The organism is Xanthomonas sp. GW (genome assembly GCF_014236815.1).
Lineage (GTDB): Bacteria > Pseudomonadota > Gammaproteobacteria > Xanthomonadales > Xanthomonadaceae > Xanthomonas_A.
On the sequence record NZ_CP051189.1, the window covers coordinates 5,011,902 to 5,034,344 of the forward strand.

At 68.2% G+C, this 22,443-nt stretch carries 16 protein-coding genes; 3 read left to right on the forward strand and 13 right to left on the reverse strand.

Annotated features, from left to right (window positions below; genetic code table 11):
* Window positions 1-14: 14 nt before the first annotated feature.
* Window positions 15-2,216, reverse strand: coding sequence for a DNA helicase II (uvrD, locus tag HEP73_RS21625; protein WP_185821511.1), 2,202 nt, complete (start codon window positions 2,214-2,216; stop codon window positions 15-17).
* A gap of 329 nt (window positions 2,217-2,545) precedes the next feature.
* Between uvrD and HEP73_RS21630 the strand changes: the two genes are divergently transcribed.
* The 3 genes from HEP73_RS21630 to HEP73_RS21640 all read left to right on the forward strand — a co-directional run bounded on the left by HEP73_RS21630 (window position 2,546) and on the right by HEP73_RS21640 (window position 7,200).
* Window positions 2,546-4,537, forward strand: coding sequence for a PEP/pyruvate-binding domain-containing protein (locus HEP73_RS21630; protein WP_185821512.1), 1,992 nt, complete (start codon window positions 2,546-2,548; stop codon window positions 4,535-4,537).
* A gap of 771 nt (window positions 4,538-5,308) precedes the next feature.
* Entirely contained in the window at window positions 5,309-6,310 is a 1,002-nt protein-coding gene (locus tag HEP73_RS21635) for a polysaccharide deacetylase family protein (RefSeq protein WP_185821513.1), read from the forward strand.
* A 122-nt stretch (window positions 6,311-6,432) separates the two neighbouring features.
* Entirely contained in the window at window positions 6,433-7,200 is a 768-nt protein-coding gene (locus HEP73_RS21640) for a hypothetical protein (protein ID WP_185821514.1), read from the forward strand.
* A 50-nt stretch (window positions 7,201-7,250) separates the two neighbouring features.
* Here HEP73_RS21640 and HEP73_RS21645 read toward each other — a convergent pair whose 3' ends face one another.
* The 12 genes from HEP73_RS21645 to HEP73_RS21700 form a co-directional block, all read right to left on the reverse strand.
* Window positions 7,251-7,589 carry a hypothetical protein gene (locus HEP73_RS21645; protein WP_185821515.1) on the reverse strand — a complete coding sequence of 113 codons (339 nt, stop codon included), beginning with the start codon at window positions 7,587-7,589 and terminating at the stop codon, window positions 7,251-7,253.
* Between the two features lie 187 nt (window positions 7,590-7,776).
* Window positions 7,777-9,210, reverse strand: a complete 1,434-nt coding sequence (locus tag HEP73_RS21650) for an FAD/NAD(P)-binding protein (protein WP_185821516.1) — start codon at window positions 9,208-9,210, stop codon at window positions 7,777-7,779.
* A gap of 115 nt (window positions 9,211-9,325) precedes the next feature.
* A complete protein-coding gene (gene cls, locus HEP73_RS21655; protein WP_185821517.1) occupies window positions 9,326-10,744 on the reverse strand; it encodes a cardiolipin synthase in 1,419 nt (472 codons plus the stop codon).
* Between the two features lie 218 nt (window positions 10,745-10,962).
* Window positions 10,963-11,130: a 50S ribosomal protein L33 gene (gene rpmG / locus HEP73_RS21660; protein WP_170874102.1), complete on the reverse strand. Its 168-nt coding sequence runs from the start codon at window positions 11,128-11,130 to the stop codon at window positions 10,963-10,965.
* A 10-nt stretch (window positions 11,131-11,140) separates the two neighbouring features.
* The gene (gene rpmB / locus HEP73_RS21665) at window positions 11,141-11,377 is read right to left on the reverse strand and encodes a 50S ribosomal protein L28 (RefSeq protein WP_003467012.1); all 237 of its coding nucleotides are present in this window, start codon (window positions 11,375-11,377) and stop codon (window positions 11,141-11,143) included.
* Window positions 11,378-11,633: 256 nt separating this feature from the next.
* The gene (locus tag HEP73_RS21670) at window positions 11,634-12,902 is read right to left on the reverse strand and encodes a type II toxin-antitoxin system HipA family toxin (protein WP_185821518.1); all 1,269 of its coding nucleotides are present in this window, start codon (window positions 12,900-12,902) and stop codon (window positions 11,634-11,636) included.
* Window position 12,903: 1 nt separating this feature from the next.
* Window positions 12,904-13,197 (reverse strand): helix-turn-helix transcriptional regulator, encoded by a 294-nt coding sequence (locus tag HEP73_RS21675; protein ID WP_221893144.1) that lies wholly within the window; start codon window positions 13,195-13,197, stop codon window positions 12,904-12,906.
* Between the two features lie 184 nt (window positions 13,198-13,381).
* Window positions 13,382-16,588 carry an efflux RND transporter permease subunit gene (locus HEP73_RS21680; RefSeq protein WP_185821519.1) on the reverse strand — a complete coding sequence of 1,069 codons (3,207 nt, stop codon included), beginning with the start codon at window positions 16,586-16,588 and terminating at the stop codon, window positions 13,382-13,384.
* 173 nt (window positions 16,589-16,761) lie between these two features.
* Window positions 16,762-18,033, reverse strand: a complete 1,272-nt coding sequence (locus tag HEP73_RS21685; protein ID WP_255423599.1) for an efflux RND transporter periplasmic adaptor subunit — start codon at window positions 18,031-18,033, stop codon at window positions 16,762-16,764.
* Window positions 18,034-18,434: 401 nt separating this feature from the next.
* Window positions 18,435-19,706, reverse strand: a complete 1,272-nt coding sequence (locus tag HEP73_RS21690; RefSeq protein ID WP_185821520.1) for a TolC family protein — start codon at window positions 19,704-19,706, stop codon at window positions 18,435-18,437.
* 55 nt (window positions 19,707-19,761) lie between these two features.
* Window positions 19,762-20,136 carry a hypothetical protein gene (locus tag HEP73_RS21695; RefSeq protein WP_185821521.1) on the reverse strand — a complete coding sequence of 125 codons (375 nt, stop codon included), beginning with the start codon at window positions 20,134-20,136 and terminating at the stop codon, window positions 19,762-19,764.
* Window positions 20,137-20,451: 315 nt separating this feature from the next.
* Window positions 20,452-22,281 (reverse strand): DUF885 domain-containing protein, encoded by a 1,830-nt coding sequence (locus tag HEP73_RS21700; protein ID WP_185821522.1) that lies wholly within the window; start codon window positions 22,279-22,281, stop codon window positions 20,452-20,454.
* Window positions 22,282-22,443 lie beyond the last annotated feature (162 nt).

Genomic DNA, 22,443 nt, shown 5'->3' on the forward strand with positions numbered 1-22,443 from the left:
ATCGCGCTAACGGCCTAGATCACCGTCAGATTGGCGTACGCCATCACCAGCCACTTCGCGCCGACCTCGTCGAACTGCACCTGCACGCGCGCGTGCGCGCCGTTGCCTTCGTAGTCGATGACCACGCCGCCGCCGAACTTGGGGTGCTGTACGTTGGCGCCGAGCCGGATCGCCGGCGCTTCGATGGCGCTGTGTCCGAGGTTGCGCGGCGCGCCCAGCGAGGCATTGCGCGACACCTGCACCTTCGGCCGCACTTCGTGCAGCAGCTCGCGCGGGATCTCGCGCAGGAAGCGCGAAGGCACGTTGTAGTTGTCCTGGCCATGGATGCGCCGCGACTCGGCGTAGCTGAGCACCAGCTTGTGGCGGGCGCGGGTGATGCCGACGTAGGCCAGGCGCCGCTCTTCTTCCAGGCGCCCGCTCTCCTCCAGCGAACGCGCGCTGGGGAACAGGCCATCCTCCATGCCGACCAGGAACACCAGCGGGAACTCCAGGCCCTTGGCCGAATGCAGCGTCATCAGCTGCACGCCCTCTTCGCCGGCCTGGGCCTGGCCTTCGCCGGCCTCCAGCGAGGCATAGGCCAGGAACGCGACCAGTTCGGTCATCGCCTGGCGGCCCTCGTCGGCGTCCTCGTCGTTGTCGGCGCGCACGAAGCGCGAGGCGACCGAGACCAGTTCGTCGAGGTTGTCGGTGCGCGATTCCGAATCCAGCCCGCCGCGGCTTTCCTTGCTCCAGTGCTCGCGCAGCGCCGAGCGCGCCAGCACCTGGTCGATCTGCTCCGGCAACGGCAGGCCGGCCACTTCGGCGGAGAGCTGCTCGATCAGCCCCAGGAACTGCGCCAGCGCGTTGCGCGCCCGCGCGGCCAGGTCGCCGCCCTGCTGCGCGGCCTGTTGCGCGGCGGCCCACAGCGACAGCGACTGCGCGCGCGCCAGGCGCCGCACTTCGTCCAGGGTGCGATCGCCGATGCCGCGCGTGGGCGTATTCACCGCGCGCTCGAACGCCGCGTCGTCGGCGCGGTTGGCGACCATGCGCAGGTAGGCCAGGGTGTCCTTGATTTCGGCGCGCTCGAAGAAGCGCATGCCGCCGTAGACGCGGTACGGCACCTGCTCGGCGATCAGCGATTCTTCGAACGCGCGCGACTGCGCGTTGCTGCGGTAGAGCACCGCCGCCTCGCTGTAGCTGCCGCCGTCGCGCACCCACTGGCGCACGCGCTCAACCACGTAGCGCGCCTCGTCGATCTCGTTGTAGGCCGCGTACAGGTCGATCGGGTCGCCGTCGCCCGAGTCGGTCCACAGCTGCTTGCCGATGCGGTCCGGGTTGTGCGCGATCACCGCGTTGGCGGCATTGAGGATGTTGGCGCTGGAGCGGTAGTTCTGCTCCAGGCGGATGGTCTGCGCGTTCGGGAAATCCTTCAGGAAGCGCTGCACGTTCTCGACTTTGGCGCCGCGCCAGCCGTAGATCGCCTGGTCGTCGTCGCCGACCACGAACACGCGCCCCGTGTCGCCAGCGAGCACGCGCACGAACGCGTACTGGATCGCGTTGGTGTCCTGGAACTCGTCTACCAGGATCTCGCTGAAGCGGCTGCGGTAATGCGCCAGCAATGCCGGGTTGTCGCGCAGCAGCTCGTGCGCGCGCAGCAGCAGCTCGGCGAAATCGACCAGGCCCGCGCGGTCGCAACGCTCCTGGTACAGCGCGTAGGCGCTGCGCAAGGTGGTGGTCCACTCGTCGCGCGGCTCGGGCTGGATGTGCTGCGCACGCCGGCCCTCGTCCTTCTGCTGGTTGATCCACCACACGATCTGCTTGGGCGGGAACTTGCCCTCGTCCAGTTCCAGCTGCTGCACCACGCGCTTGACCAGGCGCAGCTGGTCGTCCGAATCCAGCACCTGGAAGCTTTCCGGCAGCTTGGCGTCGGGCCAGTGCAGGCGCAGCAGGCGATGCGCCAGGCCGTGGAAGGTGCCGATCCACATGCCGCGGCTGCCGTTGCGCAGTTGCAGGTCGGTGCGGTGGCGCATCTCGCCAGCCGCCTTGTTGGTGAAGGTGACCGCAAAGATGCCGTGCACCGGCACGCCGTGGACTTCGTTGAGCCAGGCGATGCGGTGGGTGAGCACGCGCGTCTTGCCGGACCCGGCGCCGGCCAGGACCAGGTAATGGCCGGACGGGGCGGAGACGGCCTCGCGCTGGGCGGGGTTCAGATCATCGAGCAAATGGGAGACATCCACCGGGGTATTTTACCGGTTGCGGCGGCGCACCGGCTGCGACCGGGCAACCGGATCGCGAAAAAGCGGCCGCGGCGGCGCGTTCACCCCGCCGGGAGCAGCCGGCCGGCGACGATCGCCACGCACGCGCGCAGCGTCGGCCACAGCAAGACGGACAGGCCGCCGCCCGGCTGCCGTCGATCAGGCGCTGCAGGCGGCCATCGTCGACGCCTGCGCGCCAGGAACCGAGCATGCGGCCGATCCCCATGCGGCGCCTGCGGCAGCGCCTTCGCGGCGTCCAAAGCCGACGGGACTGGCTTAAGATCCGCACTCCCAATTCCCGCACCGGCATCATGGACCGATCCCGTACGCACCTTGCCTGGCGCCAGCGCCTGTTCGCGTCGGCCGCCACGCTCACGCTGCTGCTGTGGTGTACCGCGCCTGCGATGGCGCAGACCGCGCGCAAACCGTCGCCCTACGAATACCGCCAGAGCAGCGGCACCTCCCCGCTGCAGCCGACGCAGGGGCCGGATTACCTGTCGCGCATCGACAGCCGCGCGCAGTTCATGCAGCTCGCCCGGGTCTACAACGCCGGGACCGCGCTGGAGATGCCGCATCTGATCTTCGTGATCGACCGGCAGAATGCAGCGCGCATCTACTACATCAATACGCCCCGGCATGCGCTGCACGAGCAGTTCGTGCAGCAGCAGCGGCTGGTGCGCGCCATGGACAAGGCGACGCGCAACGCGCAGTACCGCGATCCGCAGCGGCGGTTCCTGTTCGGCACCATCAGCTGGCAGCGGGATCTGTCGGGCTACACCTACGAGTTCTGGGAGGGCGACCAGCTCACCGCGGCCTTGCTGCGGCAGACCGACGACGTGGTCCATGCCTCGTTCCGCGAGCCGATCCGCTTCAAGACCAACTCCACCCAGCACGAGCAGCTGGCCAGCTCCATGGGCCTGGCCTACGTCAGCCAGGAGGCGCTGCTGCGCGAGCAGCGGCTCCTGCCATTGAACACGGGCCGCGCCGAAGGGCGGCTGCGCATCGTGCGCTCCGAGGAACAGTTGCGCACGCTGTCGCCGCGCGACATCCCGGTCCTGGACGAGGTGCCGATCGCCTTGGCGCCGGTCGCGGGGCTGGTGACGCAGCGCCCGTCCACCCTGCTGTCCCACGTCAACCTGCTGGCCAAGGGCTGGGGCATTCCCAATGTCTATGTGCGCGATGCGCAGACCGCCCTGCGCCAGTACGACGGACGTTGGGTGGCGCTGGAGGTCACCCACAACGACTACCGGGTGACGCCGCTGACGCGCCCGCCAAGGACGCCATCGCCCACGGCCGCTCGTCCGGCGGCGCGCAAGCTGCCGCGCCCGGACCTGACCGTGGTCGCGCTCAAGCCCCTGGCGGCGCTGCGTGCGCGCGACAGCGGCCACTGCGGCGTCAAAGCGGCCAACCTCGGCACGCTGAAGGCGGCGCTGCCGCCGGCCGCGCGTGTGCCGGACGGCTTCTGCATCCCGTTCTCGCATTACCAGGCGGCGATGCAGCGGCTGCAGATTGCGCAGCGCCTGCAGGACCTGCAGCGTCGCCCGGGTTTCGCTACCGACGCGAACGTCCGTCGCGAGGCGCTGGCGGCGCTACGTGCCGAGATCGCCGACGCCGCGCCCGATCCCGCTTTCGTGCGCGTGCTGGACGCGCAATGGCGCGATCAACTCCAGGGCGGTCCGGTGTTCGTGCGCAGCTCGTCCAACTCCGAGGATCTGCCGGGCTTCAGCGGCGCCGGCCTGTACACCACCGTGCCCAACGTGACCCGCGCCGATGCCTTGGCCAAGGCCGTGCAGACGGTGTGGGCCTCGGTCTACAACTTCGAGGCGTACGAGGCGCGCACGGCGGCAGGGTTGCGCCAGGATGCGGTGGCCATGGCGGTGCTGGTGCAGCTGGCCGCGCCCTCGGACAGTTCCGGGGTGATGATCACCCGCGATCCGTTCGACGCCGCCCGCCGCCACATCACCTATATCTCGGCCAAGCGCGGGCTCGGCATCCGCGTGGTGGAGGGCAAGCGCCAGGCGGAACAGGTGATGTATTCGACCTGGTCCAAGGCGGTGCAGGTGCTGAGCCGCTCGGCGGAAGACACGCAGCTCGTGGCGAACGCCGCTGGCGGCGTGCGCGAAGTGCCCATCACCGGCTCGCGCCAGGTGCTGACCGATGCGCTGATCGCGCGGCTGGCCAGGGTCGGCGCCTCCACCAAGCAGGCGCTGGGCGGCGCGGACCAGGACATCGAGTGGGCCGTGGTCGGCGACGAGGTGGTGATTTTGCAGTCGCGGCCGTATGTGGACAGAAGCGCGCCATGACGCGCTATTGCCGTGCCGCCTTTCATACCGCTGCCTGAAGCCTGCGCCGCGGGGGCCGTCTTCGTCGCATCGCGTCGACTTCGCTGTGCGGGACCATGTGCTGCGTTCGTCTGCCCATGTCCGCTTGTTGCCGGTGGCGGACCTTGGGCCGCCACGGCAGCATGCGAGCCAAGGCAGATGCTTGCAAGTACGGACGTTGATGAGGCAGGCCGCAGATGAACTCAATTATTGCGAATGAAGTGATCTGGGGGCATCGTCCCGGTGAGGATGCGTTCCAGATCCATATCGAAATCGGCACTCCATATCAGGTCGGGGATGAGCCTCAAGAATGGGCTTGTCCGGTGGAAGTGCGGCCACTCTATGAAAGACTTCGCGACTCTCATGGCAGCAGCTCGCTTCAGCCCTTTGTCTAGCATCTTCACTGGCGTTCGACTTGCTTCAAGGGTTCAAAAAAAAGGGCGGCGCCCTATTCTATTCGCCCGACGAGGACTTTCCCATCGAGTCTTATGCGTTTGGCATTGCCACAAAGCAGGACAACCAATAATTGGTGATTGAAGCAAGACTAGGGACCAGCTTCGCGGGTTTGCTTGACCATTGCGTGAGCCAGCGACGGCCTTTGGCCGAAAGCGGAAAACGAGGGGCCAGCTTCCACCGCCTGCGAAAGCTGATGTGAATCAGTTTACGATAGGAGCAAGCCTGTCAACGTACTGGGTCAGATTCCAGCGTAGTGAGAAGGCAACGCAAAGGCTTAGGTGATAACAGGTGCGGCAGATGCTCTTTCCGGAAGATCTTGAGCTGGGATGTTCATTCTCTGGCTATGATAAGAAATCTCGAATACGCGTGATGCTGTTCCACCCAAGGGGTGGAAGCTACCCTCGGGGAACGTTTTTCTGCGACGACGGCTTCTTTCATGCCGATGAAGATCTTACCTTTACCGTTGTGCGCTGCTCAGGCTGGCGGTCCATCAACGAAGATGTTCCATTCTCCGAGTTCGCTTGGGCTTCGCCTGCCCAGGTGAGGGTGCTGGGCGCACTTCTTCTCTGTCAGACCTTCGACGGGGCTTGGATCCGGCTTTACCCGGTGGTTGGACCGGAGTTGATATTGAGTACGGATGAGCTTGATCTCGATGTGCCTTACTCGGTCCAGATGATCAAAGAGCGATTGCTGCTCTCGGCGAAAGAGCGGCACCTTCTACCGAACATTCCCTGTGTTCCGGCTAACCTACTGAACGAGCCTTATCACCTGTTGGACCAGGACATTGATATGGACCGCTTCTTGCCATCGTACCAAAGGATAGATCCTTCAAACTTTGTACTGATGCGAGGACTTCAGGCGCTAGTGAAGTCAGACATGTTGGGACGGCATCGAGAGTTCGGCGAGGAATCGGTCATTGCCGCATTCATCGCATTAGACGCTTCGTTTTCCCTTGTCCAGCGGGAGTTGAGACTGAAGGGTCTGGCCAATCCATCGGCGAATGATGCGGCCCGATGGCTACATCGCAATTTCTATGAGCCATTTGGGCACGAGCCCCCCGGGGACCTAGAGAAGTACTTTGAGGAGTTCTACGACAGCAGGATATCAACGCTGCATCCAGGAAATCGGTTTGGAGATTTCCCATTCTCGCCGACCATGTGGGACGACGCAATTCATTTAAGATCGCAGCTAAGGCAGGTCTTTTCATTCCTTGTACACGGAAGGCATTTCAAAGACTTTGAAGATGCGGTCGATGATTATCACGCGCAGCGTAATCCACGGCCTGTGTCGCCGGCTTAAGCTCTTGCTGCAATACTTGGGCTAAGAAGTGGACCCACATGTAGCTGTGTGCGGCGCCGACACGCTTATTGCGGCCGCCCGCGCTACAAACCGCCGCCGCATCATCCGCTGAAGATAGCACCATGACCCCGATGCTCGATTGTTACCGCTCGGCCATCCTCGATGCCCTACCGTCCGACAGGCTTTCCAGGGATCTGCTGATCTCGCGCTCCGGGCAGCTGGCCACCTACTACGCGCCGTTCGAGCACGTGAACACTGCGGCCCGCGTGGTGCTCGTGGGCATTACGCCCGGCCTGTTCCAGGCGCAGAAGGCCCTTGAGAAATTGCGAGCCGGTCTGCGTTCTGGGCTCAGCGACGCTGAAGCCCTGCGCCAAGCCAAGGATGTCGCCAGCTTCTCGGGTCCGATGCGTACCGCGCTCGTCGAGATGCTCGACTACGTGGGTCTGCACACGGCGCTCGGCCTGCGCAGCTGCGCCGAGCTATTTACTAGTGCCAACGATTTGGTGCACTACACGTCCGCATTGCGCAATCCCGTGCTGGCTGGTGGCCAGAACTACACCGGAAGCCCAGCGATTCTGCGCACGCCCTATCTGCGGTCCATGGCGGAGGACTGGCTTACGGACGAGGTCCGCCAGCTGCCCGACGCGCTGTGGGTCCCGCTGGGCAAGGAGCCGACCGCGGTGTTGCGCAGCTTCGCAGCGAAAGGGCTGGTCGAAGGCGAATGCCTACTCGACGGTCTGCCACATCCATCCGGTGCAAATGCCGAGCGGATCGCCTACTTCCTGGGGCGCAAGCAACGCGAGAACCTCTCGGCTAAGACCAAGGCTGACACCATCGATGCTGCGCGCGATCAATTGGTGCTCAAGATGACGAGTCGCGGCACTCGATGATCGTGCACGGAGGCAATCGGGGGCCGCTTTGGGTCGAAAGCGGACGTGCCTCAGTCGGTGCCGTTGACGAGAAGCTCGATCGCGCCTGGATTCGACTTGAACCCGCTCGAATGGGCCTTCACCGGGTTGCTCGCGACGAACAGCCAACGCAACTTGGCGTTCGGTAGCGTGACGTTCACGACGTCAACTGGAAGCCTGACTTCGCGGAACCCTTCGGTCGACGTCGAGCGGTTGGTCGCGTCATCAGCGCCCGCGGCGGGCATTCGAGCGCTCGTACAGCGCGCCTTGAATCGTTCAGTGAGGTGGTAGCTCAGAAGATCGTTTGGGTCGGTAAATGCGATGACCTGAACTCGGTCGTCGGTTGCCACCGGCTCGGTGCGCTCTAGCATGCTAGCCCTAGCGCGCCGTCTTGTGCGTGCGGCGGAAGTGGAACGCGCCACTGCAAAGGCATTCCTTCTCCCGGGTGGGTCGGCGGTAACGCCTAGTATCGACCGATCGCGGAGGTTCGAACGCGCGACCGTTGAAAACCGGCCAGCGCGCACTGCGCAGGCGCCATGACGGTAGCCAGGCGCGCCTTTAGTCCGCGCCGGCGCTCGCCGGCCGCACTTCGCACAGCAACGCCTGCGCCTGCTGCTGCGCCTGCACGCGCAACTCCGGGATCGCCAGGCTTTCCCACAGGCTGCCGATGCGCAGGCTGCCGAGCACGCGGATGTTCGGGTCGGCATGGCCGTCGGCATCGAGCAGCGCGCCATCGGACGCGGTGGCGACGCCGATGCCGTGCGGGCCGGGCGCGGCGTGGCCGCGGCCGAGCAGTTGGTGCAGCAGCGGGTTGCGCATGGTCTGCGCGCGCAGCTCCACGCCGGTGGCGTTGATCAGGTAGTGCGCGTCCAGCTGCAACGCCAGCCCGTCGGGACCGACCGCGTTGACCTGCACGCAGGCGCCAACTGGGAACACGGTGTCCAATCGCGCGCGATGCACGCGCAGCTGGCCGACCCGGCGCATCGCCTGCAGTTGCGCGAACACCGGTGCGGCGATGCGGTGCCGGTGCGCATCCCAGTAGCGCACGGCATGGCGCAGGAAGCGCCGCTGTTCGGTGGCCGACAGCGACTGCCACAGCGCCTGGCCCAGCGGCCGCAGCCGCTCCATCACGCTCTGCCACGGCAGGCCGCGCGCCTGTGCCGCGGCCGCATGCCGGCGCAGCGCGCGCAGGCGCTGGCGCAGCGGCAGCGCCAGCAACGGCTGCGGGTCGAAGTCGGCCGCGGCGTGGCCGGCATGCTCGGCATGCGGCAGCGGCAGGACCGCATGCCGCGAGATCACGTGGACCGGGCCACGGTGCGCGTTGGCGAGCAGGGTGAGCACGCTGTCGGCCATGCTCAGGCCGGCGCCGACGATGCACACCGTGGATTCGCGCGGGATCGCGCGCAGCTGCTCGTAGTTCCAGGCATCCACCCGCACGTGCGCCGGCAGGCTGGCCGCGCCGCGCGCCGGCAGCGGACGCAGGCTGTTGCCCAGCGCCAGCACCGTCGCCTGCGCGCGCAGCGTCGCGCCATCCTGCAGTTGCAGCGCCTGTCCATGCGCATCGCGATCCAGCGCCAGCACCCGCTGCTGCCGCCACTGCAGCTGCGCCGGACTCGCCGCGCGCGCCTGCGCCAGCCGCGCGCGCAGGTAGTCGGCGTAATGGCGGCGCTGCACATAGGCCTGCGCCAGCGCGTCGCGCTGCAGCGCCGGATACAGCGCCTGCTGCTGCAGCCAGTCGAGGAAGTCGTCGGGCAGTTCGGCGAAGGCGCTCATGCGCCCGGCCGGCACGTTCAGCAGGTGCTCCACGCACGGCGTCGCATAGGCCACGCCCTGCGCCAGCGCCGCCTGCGGTTCGATCAGCTGCAGCCGCAGCGCCTGCGTGGCCTGCCGCAGCAGGTGCAGCGCCACCAGCGTGCCGGCCGCGCCGCCGCCGACGATGGCGATATCGCAGTCGCAGTCGCCATCGGAGGCGGTGGGCAAGAGGTCGCTCATGCCGGCGATTGTAAGGGATGCCCTCGCCGGCTCCGCCCACGGCTAAGAACCATCGCTCATGTCGGCGCGAACATCGCGCATGGCGGCGACATCATGCTGTCATGGACGTGCGCACTCACATCAACGCATCGGCCAGGCGGGCGATGCCTTCGCGGCTGCGGCGCCAGGTGGGCCGCTTGCGCCAGTCCTGCAGCGACAGCGCGCGCGCATCGGCCAGGTAGTCGGCCTCCACCGCGCGCAGCCGCTGCACCACCTCGGCGCAATAGCACAGCACGCCGATCTCGGCGTTCAGCGCGAAGGAGCGGATGTCCAGGTTGATCGAGCCGACCAGGGCGATGCCCTCGTCCACGCTCAGGTGCTTGGCATGCAGGAAACACGGCCGGTACAGCGCGATCTTGACCCCGCTGCGCAGCAGTTCGTCGTAGTACGCCTCCTGCGCCCAGGCGGTGAGCCGCTGATTGCTGCTCTCCGACAGGATCAGCTGCACGTCCACCCCGGACAGCGCGGCGATGCGCAGCGCGCTGAGCGTGGCCTCGTCGGGCACGAAGTACGGCGTCACCATCACGATCCGCCGCCGCGCCAGATGGATCAGCGCGTTGACCGCATCGCGCGCGTTCTCGAACGGATACGCCGGGCCGCTGGGCAGCAGTTGCATGGCGGTGTCGGCACCGTGCACCCCGGTGCCGTCGGCCACGCGCAGGCGCTGTCCGGTCTCGATGAACCAGTCGCTGGCGAACACCGCCTCCAGGTGCCCGACCACCGGTCCCTGCAGGCGCACCACCAGTTCGCGGTTGGGATGGCCGCGCACGAATTCGGCCGCGGCCAGGTTCTGCGAACCGGTGTAGCCGACGCGGTTGTCGATGACCGCGATCTTGCGATGGTTGCGCAGGTCCATGCGCCCGCTGCGGCGCCAGCGCAAACCGCCCGGCAACAGCGCCTGCACCTCGACGCCGGCCGCGCGCAGGCGCTTGCGGTAGCGGCGCAGCCCACGCTTGCCGCCGCGCGCATCGAGCAGCAGGCGGCAGCGCACGCCGCGCGCGGCGGCACGCAACAACGCCGCCACGACCGCGTCGCCGACCGCATCGTCGAACATCAGGTAGTACAGCAGGTGCACGCGCTCTACCGCCGCGTCGATGTCGTCGATCAGCGCCTGCAGCGAGTCCGCATAGCGATCGAGCAATTCCACCGTATTGCCATGGGTGGGCATGAAATCGCCCTGGCGCTCGATCAGCGGCACCACTTCGGCGATCGCGGTGTCGGCGGGCGGGGTCCAGCGCAGCGCGGTCAACGGCACCTGCTGCTCGCGGATCACCTGCGAGGCTTGCGCTTGGCGCTGGATGCGCTCGCGCGACAGCCACGGATGGCCCAGCAGCAGGTACAGCGGCAGGCCGAGCACCGGCACGAACCCGACCAGCAGCAGCCAGCTGCGCGCTGCGCCGGGCGTGGTGCGCGCGGGAATCCACAGCAACGCCACCAGCCGGATCAGCCAATCCAGCGCCAGCAACCAGGTGCCTTCCAACCAGAACGGCAGCATCGCGACCCTTCGCAAGCCAAGTCGCCCGATTCTGCGGGCTGCGGCGGCAAACGCAACCGTTGCGTGCAGCGCCGCGGCTGGCGGCGCGCGCCGGGCGTCCGCCTCGCGCAGCGGCGACGGCCCACAACCAGAACAAGATGTGCAGGCCCCAGACGCACGAAACCCGCCTTGCGGCGGGTTCCGTGTCGACCTCGAAAGGCGATCCAGCGATCAGTCGATCACTTGATCTTGCCTTCCTTGTACATCACGTGCTTACGCACGACCGGGTCGTACTTCATCATTTCCATCTTCCCCGGAGTGTTCTTCTTGTTCTTGTCCGTGGTGTAGAAGTGGCCGGTGGCGGCCGAGGAAATCATACGGATCTTGTCACGCTTGCCTGCCATGATTGTTTACTCCTCAGACCTTTTCGCCGCGCGCGCGCAGCTCTTTCAGAACGGCATCGATCCCGTTCTTGTCGATGGTGCGCAACGCATGCGCGGAAACACGGAGCTTGATCCAGCGGTTCTCGCTGGCGACCCAGAAGCGGCGCTCGTGCAGGTTGGGCAGGAAGCGGCGACGGGTTCTGTTGTTGGCGTGGGAGACGTTGTTACCCGTCTGCACACGCTTGCCGGACACTTGGCATACGCGGGACATTACGCACCTCGATAGAAAGTTTGAGTCGCCCATAGCCTGGGAGACGGCGGCCCCGGCAGCCTTGCGGCCACCACGCGACGTGGGAAATCAAGCAGTTACGCTGGGAGAGGCCGGCCGGAGATCGCGCATCCAGCCGCCGTTCCGACCGGAGCCGGGCACAGCGAGCCGCGCATTATGCATGCCTTTCCCTTGTGTCGCAAGCACTTACCGCGGCCGGGAAGTGCCGCCGCGCCGTTGCGAGTGAAGTCGGGCCTGCTCAGGCGAGATGGCGCTCGACCTCGCGCATGCCGATATCGGATGCACGCCTGAAGGCCGTAGCCACGGCATCACAGTCCCGCATCGGGACTCCCAGTTCTTCGAAGACCTCTCGCCACGTTCGGGTCGCCGCTGCGATCCCGCCGATCAGTTGCGCGGCGCGCGCGGGGAACAGGCCGAATGCTCCGCAGCCATGCAGCGCATTGTCCAAGGTGGCGCGCCTACCTCGCGGACCGACACCCAGGTGCAGGTTGCGCTCGGTTCCTGCCTGCCCCTTGGGAACCACATCGTAGAGCGGACTCAGATTCCAGGCGCCATCCTCGTGGACAAAGGCATGGTTGCGAAGGTGGTCGTCGTCATTGGTGACAAGGATGTTGAACACCATGCGCGAGAACAGCTCTTCCCGCTGGGTCGCGACGCTGCCTTCTGCCGCAAACCCTTCGATCGCGCTGACGATAGCCGCGTAGCTGGATGCCGGGGACTGACGCTCATCCAGGCCGAGCATCGTCAGCGCGCTGACCACATGCTTCCGACTCATCCCGCGCTCCACCGGCTCCCGGTCGAAGCGCTCGATCAGCATGATCTGTCGACCATCGACCAGGGTGACGAGTTCGGTGCGGGGTACGGTGAGACCCGCACGACGTGCCAGTTCCAGGGTGGCTCGCTCGACTGCCGGTACGTTGAAACGGTCCCTGACCGACGGGAACTTGGCGATCCACTCCCGGCCCGCATGGGCGATCGGGGCCTTGGGCCGCGCCCCGCCCAGCGAAGGAGCGCCTTCGAAGTAAAACTGCAGATGCGCCGGCACCGGCAGGCCTTCCTCGACCCGCCCAGCCGCGTCCACCAGGTGCTGCAGGTCGAGTACCCGTGGCAACGCGCCAGCGGCCGGCCCGCTCTCCAGTTCTTCGCGAACATCCAGCGCACCTACGCGGTTTGAACCAGCCAGCAACAGATACGTGGATTCCGGCAACCCGTTCGCCGGCGCGCCCAGGCGGTTCTCGATCACCCGGCGACCCCAGTCGTCCGGGGTGGCATCCCGAAGCGCGCCGAACATGGCCAGACCGTTCGCCGGAAGCTGCTCTCCCGCTGAATCGGCAAGGGGCAGCGATACCGGATCGACTGCCACCGCGCTCGGGTCGCGCCGGTCCAGATAACGCCGGCCGTAGGCGAACCTGGACGCGCGCAACTCGGTGCCGTCTTCCAGCAACGTCAGGCGACCGGCAGGAACCGCATCGACTTCATCGGGCAAGTGAATGAAGACCACAGGCATGTCAGAAGTCCAGGTCCTGGCTGGACGTACGGATGGGCCGCTTGGTCTTGGTGCTGTCCATGATTGCCTTGGAGGCTGGATCGTCCAACTGGTTCAGTTTGTGCAGTAGCCCAACCCGCTCCAGCACAGCCAACCAAGCGCCAAGGGAGGCCCCCAGGGCCCCCTTCTCGATACGGTTCATCGTGGGTGCGCTGATGCGTGCCCGCTCAGCCAGCCCGGCCTGGGACCACCCACGGGCCATCCGCGCCTGTTTCACCAGCATCGCCAGGTGCTTGGCGGTGTTCACAGCGCTCATGGTGGCGAACTCGTCTTCGTTCCGGCGCATAATTAACATAGATGTTAGTGATCTCGAGCAACCATATCATTTAAGAGATTTCGATGCCAATGATCGCTCGCATGGGAAACCTAGCATAGATGTTATCAATTCGAAGGATTAATAAAATTTAAGAAATCGCGTCGCTCCCGACATTGATGGACCGTCATAACGGGTGGCCTGCATGCACAGCGGACGCCGCTGCTGCAGCGTCGCGCCGGTGCAGCCAGCGGTACAGCACCGGCAACACCAGCAGGGTCAGCAGCGTGGACGAGACGATGCCGCCGATCACCACGGTGGCCAGCGGCCGCTGCACCTCCGCGCCGGCGCCGACGTTGAACGCCATCGGCACGAAGCCCAGCGCCGCCACCAGCGCGGTCATCAACACCGGTCGCAACCGCGCCAGCGCGCCTTCGCGCAGCGCCTGCGCCAGCGGCAGGCCGTCCTCGCGCAGCTTGCGCACGAAGGCGATCATCACCAGCCCGTTCAACACCGCCACCCCGGACAGCGCGATGAAGCCGACCCCGGCCGAGATCGACAGCGGGATGCCGCGCAGCGCCAGCGCGACCACGCCGCCGGTCAGCGCCAGCGGCACGCCGCTGAACACGATCGCCGCATCGCGCAGCGACCCGAACGACCAATACAGCAGCGCGAAGATCAGCAGCAGCGTGGCCGGCACCACCCAGGCCAGGCGCTGCCCGGCCGAGATCAGTTGCTCGAAGGTGCCGCCGTAGCCGATCCAGTAACCGCTGGGCAGTTCCACGTCGGCCTGCACGCGCCGCTGCAGTTCGGCGACGAAACCGCCGAGGTCGCGGTCGCGCACGTTGGCGGTGACCACGATGCGGCGCTTGCCGTCCTCGCGGTTGATCTGGTTCGGCCCCAGCACCGTCTGCACCTTGGCCACTTCGCGCAGCGGCACGGTGATCGGCGCGCCGCTGCGCCAGCCGGGCGCGCGGCTGGACTCGTCGGCGTCGCCGCGTTCGCCGTCGCCGCTGAGCGGGATCGGCAGATCGGCCAGTGCCGCCGGATCCTGGCGCAGCGCTTCGGGCAGGCGCACCACGATGGCGAAGCGGCGGTCGCCCTCGAACAGCTGCCCGGCGTCCTGCCCGCCCACCGCGGCGGCCACCGTGTCCTGCACCACGCCGGGATTGAGTCCGTAGCCGGCGAGCGCGGCGCGGTCCGGCAGCACGGTCAGCATCGGCAGGCCGGTGGCCTGCTCGAGCTTGACGTCGGCCGCGCCGGGCACGCTGCGGGCGACCTCCTCGACGCGCCGGCCGACCGCCACCAGCGTGTCCAGATCGTCGCCGTAGAGCTTGATCGCCACGTCCGCGCGCACCCCGGAGATCAGCTCGTTCATGCGCATCTGGATCGGCTGGGTGAACTCGTAGTTGTTGCCGGGCAGCTGCTGCACCGCCGCCTCGATCTCGGCCAGCAACTGCGCCTTGGGCTTGCGCGGATCGGGCCATTGCGCGCGCGGTTTCATGATCAGGAAGGTGTCGGCCACCGACGGCGGCATCGGGTCGGTGGCGACCTCGGCGGTGCCGAGCTTGCCGAACACGTGCGCCACTTCCGGGAACTGCTTGATCCGCCGCTCCAGCGTGGACTGCATGGCGATCGCCTGTTCCAGGCTTGTGCCGGGAATGCGCAGCGCGTGCAGGGCGATGTCGCCTTCGTCGAGGTTGGGAATGAACTCGGTGCCCAGCCGCGTGGCCAGCACGCCGCACAGCAGCACCAGCGCCAGCGCACCGGCGCCGATCCAACGCGCGTGGCGCAGCGCGCCGTCCAGCAATGGCGCGTACGCCTGCCGCGCCCAGCGCATCGCCCGGTTCTCGTGCTCGGCGACCTTGCCGCCCAGCATCAACGCGATCGCCGCCGGCACGAACGTCAGCGACAGCAGCATCGCCCCGGTCAGCGCCAGCACCACGGTGATCGCCATCGGGTGGAACATCTTGCCCTCGATGCCGGTCAGCGCGAACACCGGCAGGTACACCGCGGCGATGATACCCACGCCGAACAGGCTGGGGCGGATCACCTCGGCGGTGGCCAGCGCGGTCAGCTCGAAACGTTCTGTGGCGCTGAGCACCCGGCCCAGGCGCTGCTGCGCCTGGCCGAAGCGGCTCAGGCAGTTCTCCACGATGATCACCGCGCCATCGACGATCAGCCCGAAATCCAGTGCGCCCAGGCTCATCAGATTGCCGGACACGCCGCCGCGAACCATGCCGGTGAGGGTGAACAGCATCGCCAGCGGGATCACCGCCGCGGTGATCAGCGCCGCGCGGAAATTGCCCAGCAGCAGGAACAGCACCGCGATCACCAGCAGCGCGCCTTCGACCAGGTTCCTGGCTACGGTGGCGATGGTGCGATCGACCAGCGCGGTGCGGTCGTACACCGGTACCGCCTGCACGCCCGGCGGCAGGCTGCGGTTGGCCTGTTCGAGCCGCGCCGCCGAGGCCTGCGCCACCGCGCGGCTGTTGGCGCCGACCAGCATGAACACCGTGCCCAGCACCACCTCGCTGCCGTCCTGGGTGGCGGCGCCGGTGCGCAGTTCCGGACCTTCGCCGACCTGGGCCACGTCGCGCACCCGGATCGGCACGCCTTCGCGCCGGTCCAGCACGATCGCGCCGATCTCGGCGATGCCGCTGACCTGCCCCGGCACCCGCACCAGGAACTGTTGACCATTGCGCTCGATGTAGCCGGCGCCGACGTTGCGGTTGTTGGCCTCGACCGCGCGCGCCACATCGTCCAGGGTGAAACCGAGCGCGACCAGCCGCGCCGGATCCGGGGTGATGTGGATCTGCCGCGCATAGCCGCCGATGGTGTTGACCTCGGTCACGCCCGGCACGTTGCGCAGCTGCGGCCGCACCACCCAGTCCTGCAGCGTGCGCAGGTCGGTGGCGGTCCACGCCGTGCCATCGGGCTTGCGCGCGTTCGGCTTGGCCTCGACCGTGTACATGAAGATCTCGCCCAGGCCGGTGGCGATCGGCCCCAGCTGCGGCTCCAGTTCCGGCGGCAACTGCGACTTCACCTGCTGCAGGCGCTCGGCCACCTGCTGGCGCGCGAAGTACAGGTCGGTGCCGTCGGCGAACACCACGGTGACCTGCGACAGCCCGTAGCGCGACAGCGAGCGCGTGGAGTCCAGCCCGGGCAAGCCGGCCAGCACCGTCTCCAGCGGGAAGGTGACGCGCTGTTCGGCCTCCAGCGGCGAATAGCCGGGCGCGGCGGTGTTGACCTGCACCTGCACGTTGGTGATGTCCGGCGTGGCGTCGATCGGCAGGCGCGAGAAACTCCACGCGCCGATCGCGATCAGCACCCCGGTCAGCGCCAGCATCAGCCAGCGCTGCGCGATGGCGAAACGGATCAGGCTAGCGAGCATGGCGGCGGCCTCCGTTCTCAGGACAGACACGTGGCGCCCCGCTCTTTTGTAGGAGCGGCTTCAGCCGCGACCGATCTGCCGGCATCCCGTTTACGTTCGAATTTCTGTCGCGGCTGATGGCCCGAGGCCACGTAGAGCCGCTCCTACAGGGGGGCCGGGGCGCGGTGCGCAGCTCAATGATCATGCGACGCCCCCGACTTCTCGATGTCCGCCTTGACCAGGTAGCTCTGCTCCACCACCACCTGGTCGCCCGCCTTCAGCCCGGACAGCACCTGCACCTGGCGCGCATCGCGCGCGCCGAGTTGCAGCGGTCGCACTTCATAGGTGTCGCCCACGCGCACGAACGCCACGTCCCAGTCGCGAAATGTCTGCAAGGCGGTCACCGGCACCACCAGGTCGGCCGGCTGCTGCGCCACCGTGACCCGCGCCTTCACCGCCGAGCCCGGCCGCCACAACCCGTCCTCGTTGCGCAGCACCGCGCGCGCCACCGTGCTCTGGCTGGCGGTGGCGGTGCCCGGCAACACGCGTTCCAGTGTGGTTTGCGCGACCGTGCCGTCGCTGATCCGGGTCACCGTCACCGGCGCGCCGGCGGCGATGTGGCCGGCATCGGCGCCGAAGATGTGCAGGTCCACCCACAGCGTGGACAGGTCGGCGATCTCGAACAGCGCCTGGCCCTCGGCGGCGCTGCTGCCGACGCTGGCCGTGCGCGCCAGCACCGTGCCGGCGATCGGCGCGCTGATCGTGTAGGTGGTCAGGCTCAGGTTGCTCTCCACCGTGGCCAGCGCCTGCCCGGCGCGCACGCGGTCGCCGACGTTGGCGCGCAGGCTGCGCACCGGGCCGGGGAAGCGCGCGGTGGCCTGCGCCTGGGCGCCTTCGGCCGGGGTCAGCAGGCCTTGCACCTCGTGCTCGTCGGCGATGCTGCCGGGGCCAACCGGGGCAACACGGATGCCCGCATCGGCGGCGATCTTCGCCGCGATCTCGGTGCGGCCTTCGTAGCTGGGATAGGTCCAGCGTAGCGCCTTGCCCTGCACCGTGGCGCGCACTTCCACGTCGAACGAATGCGGCTCGCCGACCACGCTGTCGGCCAGCAGGCTGCCGTCGTCGTGCGCGCGCAGACGGTGGGTCTCGGCCACGCCGCCGAGCCGCGTGAGCCTCACCTCGACGCTGCCGGCGCCTGGCGGCAACGGCTTACCGTCCCGATACAGCCAGGCTCGGTAGGTGGGCGGCGTGCCGTCCTCGGCGATCGCCAGTTCGACCGCGATGCCATCCTGCTCGAGCAGGCGGCCGCCATGCGCACCCTTGCGAGCTTCCTCGGCATGGGCTTCGCCGGCTGCGCCATGCCCTTCGGCTTCGTCGTGGCTGGCGTCGTCGCCAGTGCCGGCGCAACCGCCGAGCAACAGTCCAAGCAACAGCGGCGCGATCACCGCAGCGGATTCGAGTTTCATCGTAGGGCGTCCTGAAAGACGCCGGCGGCGGGCGCCAGGCGTCGGGAGAAGGTGGTCGGAAGCGATTGCGTTCGCCGGCGCCGCGTGGCGCGGTTCGCGCGGCGGCATAACAGGCGGCGGATCCTTGCGATCGGCGCTGGCGATCGGTGTACCCGCAGAGCGGCTGGAATCCGTCGCCATTGCACACAGCACCTGCGCTGCAGGCTGCGCGCGACGCTGGCGCAGCGCGCGGCGTAGTGCGGCTAACGCGAACATGATCGCGCCGGCCGGCAACCGCTGGCACGAGGCAGGCGCGACGCTGCCGACGGCGTGCCGCGCGGACCACGGCAATGAAGATCCGTGCGCCGGTGCGGCGGCGGCGGACGCCAACGCGTTGCGGATGCGCAACGGCAACGAACGGCTCATCGCGCCACCTGCGCCGCGGGCGCGAGTACGAATGGTTGCCCGCTCAGGCGCTGGATCTCGATCAGCGCGGTCTGCGCCTCGATCGCGGCGGCGAGCTGCTGCCGCCGCGCATCGCCATGCTGCGCCTGCAACTGCGCCCACTCCAGATAGCTGATCGCACCGCCGCGATAGGCGCGCTCGGCGGCGGTCTCGGCACGCGCGAGTTTCGGCAGCACGTCGTCGTGCATGCGCGCCACTTCCAGTTGCGCGGCGCGGTAGCGGCCGTGCGCGTCGGCGAGCGTGGAGTACAGCGCCAGCGCCTGCGCTTCGCGCTCCACGCCGAGCAGCTCGCGCTCGGCCTCGGCGGCGCGGATCTCCGGCTGCGCGCGCGCGGCGCTGCCCAACGGCAGCGAGATCCCGGCCACCAGCGCGGTGGCGTCGCCGTCCTGCAGCCGGCGCACGCCGAACTGCCAGTCCAGGTCGGGCCGCGCCTGGCTGCGCGCCAGCCGTAGCCGCGCCTCGCGCACGCGCGCCTCGCCGGCGAAGCGCGCCAGCTCCGGGGTGGCATCGAGCAGCGCGGCCAGCACGTCGAAGTCCGGTATTGCCGGCAACGCCAGCGGATCGCCGGTCACCTGCGCGAAGCCGGGATCGCGTTCGCCCCACAGCACCGCCAGGTGGCGGCGCGCAGCCGCGTGCTCCTGCTGCGCGCGGTCGCGGTCCAGTTCCGCACGCGCCTGCAGCGCCTGCGCGGTCAGCAGCACCGATTCGGGCGAGGCGCCGGCCTGCAGACGCTGCCGCGCCGCGGCGACGGTGCGCTGGCGCTGCGCCAGGTCGGCGGCGGCGATGGCCTGGCGCTGCGCAGCGGCGGCGATCGCCAGGTAGCGGCGCGCGACCTCGGCGAGCAGGTCCAGCCGCGCCAGTTCGCGCTGCGGCGCCAGCGCATCGATACGCGCCTGGGCCAGGGTGCGGCGCGCGTCGAGCTTGCCGCCGCGTTCGAGCACACCGGCCAGGGTGACGGTCAGTTCGGCCTGATCCAGGCCGCGCGCGGCGCCGCTGCCGAACGCGTTCTCAAGCTCGGCGCCCAGCCGCAGCGGCGGACGCAGCGCGTCGCGCTCGGCCTCGGCGGCGAGCACGCGGCGCTGGCCGTCGGCCAGGCGCAGGTCGGGATGGGTCTGGGCGACGCGGGCAAAGGCGTCGTCCAGGGTAAGCACAGCATCGGGCGGCACGGCCTGCGCCCACGCGCAGGGCGCGACCGCGAAGGCGGCAACAGCCGCCAGTCGCAACCACATGGGACTTCTCCGGATTCGGGGATCGATGGACGGGCCGGCAGGCGCCGGCGGTGCATCAAGCCGCGATCGGAGGTCGCAGCGGGGTTTCCAGCAGGTGCGAGCGATAGTCCTGGTGCGCGGCGGCTGGGCGCGGCTGCACAGCCAACGGCAAGCCCTGCCAGATCAGCGACGACAGCAGCGCCGGGCTCTGCCCATGGCAGTAACCGCTGTGCATCAGCGCATGCAGCAGACCGGCGCCATCGCGTTCGCCGGCGCCATCACCGTCGCCGCGGTGCGGCGCTTCTTCGTCCACGTGCGCCTGGTCGTGCGCCAGTGCATGCACATCGCCCAGCGCGCAGGCCACCGGCGCCACCAACACGCCCAGCGCCAGCATTGCCAGCGCCATCAGGCGCAGCAAGGGGTGGAGCAGGCGGGCACGGCGGATGGACATGGCGCCAGCCTAGCGATGCGGGTGGGGTTACACAATCGCAGGTGGGGGATGAGGCGAGGCGAAAGCGGATCGAGCGGCGACCGGCTTGGCCTCATGCGGCGTCGATGGTCGTCGCCTGATCCGGCGCTGGCGGTCGCCGTCTCGTTTGCGCTCGCGCACTGGCGGTTCCCCGGGTCCTCGGTAGTGGTCGCACCTTGGTTGCCGCACCTCTATCCGGCATTGCGGCTATCGCCTCAAAGCCTCGCTAGCGGTCGTACCCTCATCCGGCGCTTCGCGCCACCTTCTCCCGGTGGGAGAAGGAAGAGCGCGCGGCGGTTATTTGGGCTTGGTTGCGGTGGATTTGCGTGCGGCGGCCTGCTGCTTGCTCTCGGCGATGAACGCGCGCACCTGCTGTTGCAATACCGGCAGCGGCACCGAGCCTTGCTTCAGCACTGCGTCGTGGAAGGCCTTGATGTCGAAGTCCGCGCCCAGTTCCTGCTCGGCCTCGGCGCGCAGCTTGACGATGGCGATCTCGCCGAGCTTGTAGCTCAGCGCCTGCCCCGGCCAGGAGATGTAGCGATCGACCTCGGTGGTGACTTCGTGCTCGCTGAGCGCGGTGTGCTCGCGCAAGTAGGCCAGTGCCTGCTCGCGGGTCCAGCCCTTGTGGTGCACGCCGGTGTCGATCACCAGCCGGCAGGCGCGCCACATTTCGTAGCTGAGCCGGCCGAAATCCTCGTACGGGGTTTCGTAGATACCCATCTCCTTGCCCAGCTTCTCGGTGTACAGCGCCCAGCCTTCGCCGTAGGCGGAGATGTAGTTCTCGCGGCGGAATGCCGGCTGCGCGCCCTGCTCTTCGGCCAGTGCGCCCTGCAGCGAGTGGCCCGGCGAGGATTCGTGCAGGGTCAGCGCCGGCAGGTTGTACAGCGGGCGCGACGGCAGGTTGTAGGTGTTGAGCCAGTAGGTGCCGACGCCGCCGCGACCGGCGGTCCAGAACGGCGCGATCTCCGGCGGCACCGGCACGATGGTGAAGCGCCCGCGCGGCAAGGTGCCGATGAACTTGCCGACTTCGCCATCCACGCGCTTGGCGATCCACGCCGCGCGATCGAGCAGTTCCTGCGGCGTCTTGACGTAGAACTGCGGATCGGTGCGCAGGAACTGCAGGAACGCAGGGAAGGTCTGCTGCCCGGCCGGCGCCTTGAAGCCGACCTGCTGGATGATCGCGTCCATCTCCTTCTGGATCCGCGCCACTTCCTGCAGGCCCAGTTGGTGGATCTGCTCGGGGCGCATCTCCAGCGTGGTGTATTCGCGGATCTGCTGCTGGTAGTAGGCCTTGCCGTCGGGCAGCGCTTCGGCGGCAAGCGTGGTACGCGCCTGCGGCACATACTCTTCGCGATAGAAGCGCAGCAGTAGCGCGTACGCCGGGATCACCTTGTCGCGGATCGCCGCCTGCGCCTGCTCGCGCAGCGCCTGCTGCTCGGCGGCCGGGATCTGCGCCGGCAGCTGCTTGAACGGCGCGTACAGCGCGGCCGCGGTGGGATCCTTGAGCTCGGCGACGTTGGCGATCGAACCGTCGCGCCCTTCCAGTACCGCGCGCGGCACGCTGAAGCCGCGCTTGAGCCCGGCGCGCATGTTGTCGGTCTGCTGTCCGAAGTAGCGCGGCACGTCGTCGAGCCGCGCGATGTAGGCACGGTACTCGGCCGGGGTGCGCAGCGTGCGCCGCGCCATGAAGCCCAGGTCGGACCAGAACGAGCTGTCGGAGTTGAACGGCATCTCGTAGGCACGCAGGCGCACCGCGGCGGCGAGGTTCTCGATCTGCGGGCGGTACACCGCCAGGTTGACCTGGTTGTCGGCCGACAGCTGCGCCGGGTCGATCGCTTTGAGCTGGCGCAGCACGTCGTCCCATACCTTCAGCCGCGCCGCCTGCGCCGCTGCGCCGACGTCGGGCAACTGCTGGTTGTCGCCGCTGCTGTCGCTGTCCTCGTCGGCCTGCCCGACCTGCGCCTGCCGCCACTTCCACTCCTTTTCGTAGATGGCCTGGAAGCGGGCATCGGCTGCGGAGGCGGTGGCCGCCGCCGGCGGTACGGCCGGCGCTGCGGCCAGCGCCGGCGTGGCGAATGCGAGCGCGAGCAACAGGGAAGCGGCCAGCGGGGTCTTGGCGATCGGCATGGGCGGCGACAGGCAGTGGGAACGAGATCCCGATGATCGCATCCCGCGTGCGGCAGGGGGTGGGCCGGAAGTCCTGGTTCCACGCAACGCGCGATCCCGGGCATCCGTCCGCGCGACGCAGGGCATTTCCCGACACGGCGCACGGACTTCGGCCGATAGGCG